Here is a 3,952-nt window from a genome sequence, read left to right as displayed (position 1 = left end):
TTGGCCTTGAACTCGCGCTTGTCGGTGAGGGTCACCATCACTTCGTCAGCCCCGTCCACGACGTGGGCATTGGTCATGATGAGACCATCCGCCGAGAGAATGAAGCCCGAGCCGACGCCGTGCGGTTGCTCTTCCTCTGGCAGTTGAGGATGATTCTGAGGCGGGGCCTGGCGTGGCATATTCGGAATCGGCAGCCCGAAGCGACGGAAAAACTCCAGCATTTGCTCCTCATCGCCGCCGCCAGGGCCGGAGCGGGCGGTCACTTTTTCAAGCGTGCGGATATTCACCACCGACGGACCCACCTGCTCCACCAGATCCGTGAAGTCCGGCAGTGTGCGCACCTGGGCCACGGCGGACGTGACGGGTACCAGTGAGACTGATGCGGTCAGGACACAAGCTCCGACCAACGTATACGCGTTTAACTTCTTCCAATCGATTTGAATCATCATCGACCTTTCTTTGTAAAACAAATTGAAATAAAGGGCTTCACTTCGTCCGCTCAAGACCCTGCGCAAAGGCCACCAGGGTTTGCGGCGGCACTTCACCGACTGCCGTCAGCCACCAGTCCCCCATGCGTCGCGTGAGCGTATGGGTGGCTCCCAGGACCCGGGTGCCCGGCTGACCATGGCGCCGGGCGTCATAGGCCTCGACAAAGAGCGATACCGACGCCAGCCCGTCAGAAAAAATCCATTGCAATGTATTTTCGTGGCGAGCGTCGGCCGCGGCACCCACCGAGCGCTTGTAGCAGCTCATGGATTTGAAGCCGGGCACTGAATTCTTCAAGACCCAACCCTCGGCGGCGGCCGCAGTTTTCAGCATATCGGGCTTCTCGATCTGGTAGCCCTCGGTATTGCCCATCATCTGGGTCAGCTTGGCCATGCTGACCGGCACGTCCAGTTGCAGCTCGGAGAACGCCGCCTGCTCCAGCACACGCCCCTCCCCGTCAAGCGTCTGCAACTTGATCACCAGGCCGGTTTTTTTCTCGGTCCAGACGCGGTAACCGAAGCGCAAATTATCTTCGGGCCGAAGTTGCACCACGTCTGCGTCAAAACCGGCAACGCGCTCGCTGCCGGACGCCCGTGCACGGTAAAACTGTGCAATGGAAGAGTCGCCGGACTGCAGTAAATTCGGGAACAGCCCCAGTGACTCGCGTCTCTCCGACACCACCACGCGGCTCTCCGGCAAAAAGGTCATCACCTGATCATTGCGCCGGAACGTGGACCGGGGCGCACCGGTCAAGGACTCGACGCGTTCCATCTGCTGCTCGCCATCACAGACATGCCAAATGCGCGCGCTGGACATGGCGCCGCCCACCGAGACGACAAAAGTGCCGACATACGCCCGTTGCCGCGATGCCTCGTGCATGCGCATCAACCAGTCACTGACACTGCGGTCGGCGACTTTGCCATCCTTGGCGGCAGGCGTCACCGCAGGGGCTTTGGTTTGAGCCGCCGCCATCGAGGCGAGCGTCATGACCAGTATCCCCGCTACGCAGCCCATCAGGGCCTTGCGCCCCGCCAACAGCGCGGCGCTTACCGTTCGGGCGCCCGTTCTGCTTCGCGCCTGGCTGGCCGATGGTTCCATCCGGCTCAACGCGCTGCTCCTTCAAACGTGGCATTGCGGAGAAAACCGGCCGGCATCTGAAGCGCCGACGTGCCGCCAAACTGCTTGTGCGCCGCCAGCAGCGCATCAAGCTGCGGATCGCGAATCATGACCTGTGGCTCGCCCTCGGCAAAGGTCTGCACCGACACCTGTGCGAGCTGCGGCGCTCCGCGCTGATCGCCCCAAGCGCCCACGGTATGCCAGCCGATGACCGACACAGCGGCCAGCGACGCCAAGCCGGCCAGCAACTTCCAGCGAAAACGGCTGTCATTGGCAGCTTTGGTATCAGGTAATTTTATGCCTCCAGCCCCCGTAGTTATTGCGTTCAAAGCTATCAAATCAGTAGCATTTACGCTTGATGCGCGAGGTGCCTCCTGCCGCAACGATTGCTTCAAACGCGTCACAAAAGCGCTATCGCGGTCGCTGACCATCGCGTCGCCAGAGCGCAATACATCGCCCACCACATGATAGGCATGCCACGTCAGCCGGGCCTCTTCATCATCAGCAAGCCACTCGACCGTGCGGACGAACGCCTTCTCGCGCAATTGCCCGTCGGCCAAGGCCGATATCAGTTCACGATTTTTCACAGCTTCTTGCATCATCATTTCCAGTTTCACCAGGTCTTACCAGCGCTTGCTGGTCTGCTTTTCCAGCATCGGTTTCACTTTGGCTGATATCGCTTCCCGAGCGCGGAAAATGCGGGAGCGAACAGTGCCAATCGGGCAATTCATCGCTTCCGAAATATCTTCATAACTCATGCCTTCAATTTCGCGCAAGGTCAGTGCCTGACGCAAATCTTCCGGCAAAGCGTCCAGCGCGGCATTCACAGCAAGCGCAATTTCCTTGGCAGCCAGCATCGACTCCGGCGTTTCATCCGTTGTTGGTTCACTTCCGGCCCAAGAAGTTTCATCGCCGTCGTCATCTGATTTGAAGGCGTTCTCCGACACGGTGGGGTCGCGTTTGAGTTCCAGCAAGAATTTCTTGGCCGTATTCACCGCGATACGGTACAGCCAGGTGTAGAACTGCGCGTCGCCGCGAAACTGGTGCAGCGCCCGGTAGGCGCGAATAAACGTCTCCTGGGCGATGTCTTCCACCAGATCCACATCGCGCACCATGCGACCAATCAGCCGCTGGATCCGGCGCTGGTACTTGATGACGAGCAGCTCAAAAGCGCCCTGATCGCCCGCCACGGCCCGCTCCACCAGCATCACATCGCTGTCGGTGGCGCCGGGCACTGGCGGCACAGGGGGCTGCGTTGAGTCGTCCGTCATGACGTCACCGGCGTACCTGTAGCGCATCAACGCCGGCATCCTGCGCTTGACCACTACCGCCGCGAGAAAAGACGGCCCGCCGCAACGCATTCCACAGCACGACGTCAGCTGCTCGCTCCGGCCAAAGCCATAGCCGCGCGCCAGCATCCATGCGCAGGCTCAACACCAGCCAAAACTGCAAATCAAGATGAACCGTCACCCGCCCGCAGACCGACGCATCAAGCCCGGTCCAGCGCCAGACTTGCCCGTCCCAGTGCAAGATTCCCCGCGGGGAGCGGCGCCAGGTCTGGGCCGCGATGGCGCAGGTGCCCAGCAGGGTCAGGGCGAACAGCCATTGACGCCACCCGGCCAGATCCGTTGCCTGCTGCCAAAACCCTCCGGTCAACACGCCACCCAGGCCCGTCAACCCCACCAGCCAGCCCTGAAAACGCGAACGCCCCACCGGATAACTGACCGCTGGGGCGCTGTGCATGCTGGAATCAAAGCGGGTGGATGCTTGAATCCGTGCCAGAGAAAAGTTAGGGTGCACGCTTGAAAACAAGCGAACCGTTGGTGCCACCAAACCCGAAATTGTTCTTCAAGGCCACCTCAATTTTCATGTCACGTGCGGTATTGGCGCAGTAGTCGAGATCACACTCGGGATCCTGGTTGAAAATATTGATGGTGGGCGGGCTCTTCTGGTGATACAGCGCCAGCACGGTAAAGATCGACTCGATGCCGCCAGCGCCACCCAGCAAGTGCCCGGTCATGGACTTGGTGGAATTGACCACCGTCTTCTTCGCATGATCGCCCAAGGCCGCCTTGATGGCATTGGTTTCATTCAAGTCCCCCAGCGGCGTGGAAGTGCCATGGGCGTTCAGGTAATCAATTTGATCGGCGTTCACGCCCGCGTTGCGCATGGCGCTCAGCATGGCGCGGCGCGGGCCATCCATATTGGGGGCGGTCATGTGGCCGGCATCGGCGCTCATGCCAAAACCTGCCAGCTCGGCGTAAATCTTGGCGCCGCGTGCCTTGGCGTGTTCGTACTCTTCAAGCACCATCACACCCGCACCTTCACCCAACACAAAGCCATCGCGGTC

The 3,952-nt window shown here is 60.5% G+C and carries 5 protein-coding genes and 1 pseudogene; all 6 read right to left on the bottom strand.

Features of this window, described 5'->3' with window-relative positions; translation table 11 throughout:
• A partial coding sequence (locus B3V69_RS06600; RefSeq protein WP_296444954.1) for a trypsin-like peptidase domain-containing protein occupies positions 1 to 446 on the bottom strand: 446 nt, incomplete at its 3' end.
• A gap of 40 nt (positions 447 to 486) precedes the next feature.
• On the bottom strand, positions 487 to 1,584 hold the full coding sequence (locus B3V69_RS06595) for a MucB/RseB C-terminal domain-containing protein (RefSeq protein WP_414707476.1): 1,098 nt from the start codon (positions 1,582 to 1,584) through the stop codon (positions 487 to 489).
• A 5-nt stretch (positions 1,585 to 1,589) separates the two neighbouring features.
• Entirely contained in the window at positions 1,590 to 2,201 is a 612-nt protein-coding gene (locus B3V69_RS06590) for a sigma-E factor negative regulatory protein (protein ID WP_296444929.1), read from the bottom strand.
• A 24-nt stretch (positions 2,202 to 2,225) separates the two neighbouring features.
• The gene (gene rpoE, locus B3V69_RS06585) at positions 2,226 to 2,873 is read right to left on the bottom strand and encodes an RNA polymerase sigma factor RpoE (protein ID WP_296444927.1); all 648 of its coding nucleotides are present in this window, start codon (positions 2,871 to 2,873) and stop codon (positions 2,226 to 2,228) included.
• Positions 2,874 to 2,877: 4 nt separating this feature from the next.
• The gene (locus tag B3V69_RS06580; RefSeq protein WP_296444925.1) at positions 2,878 to 3,345 is read right to left on the bottom strand and encodes a hypothetical protein; all 468 of its coding nucleotides are present in this window, start codon (positions 3,343 to 3,345) and stop codon (positions 2,878 to 2,880) included.
• Between the two features lie 46 nt (positions 3,346 to 3,391).
• Positions 3,392 to 3,952: pseudogene (locus tag B3V69_RS06575) on the bottom strand (beta-ketoacyl-ACP synthase II); the annotation flags it as partial.

The organism is Rhodoferax sp. UBA5149, assembly GCF_002413825.1.
GTDB lineage: Bacteria > Pseudomonadota > Gammaproteobacteria > Burkholderiales > Burkholderiaceae_C > Rhodoferax.
This window is presented reverse-complemented; position numbering and strand designations above follow the sequence as displayed.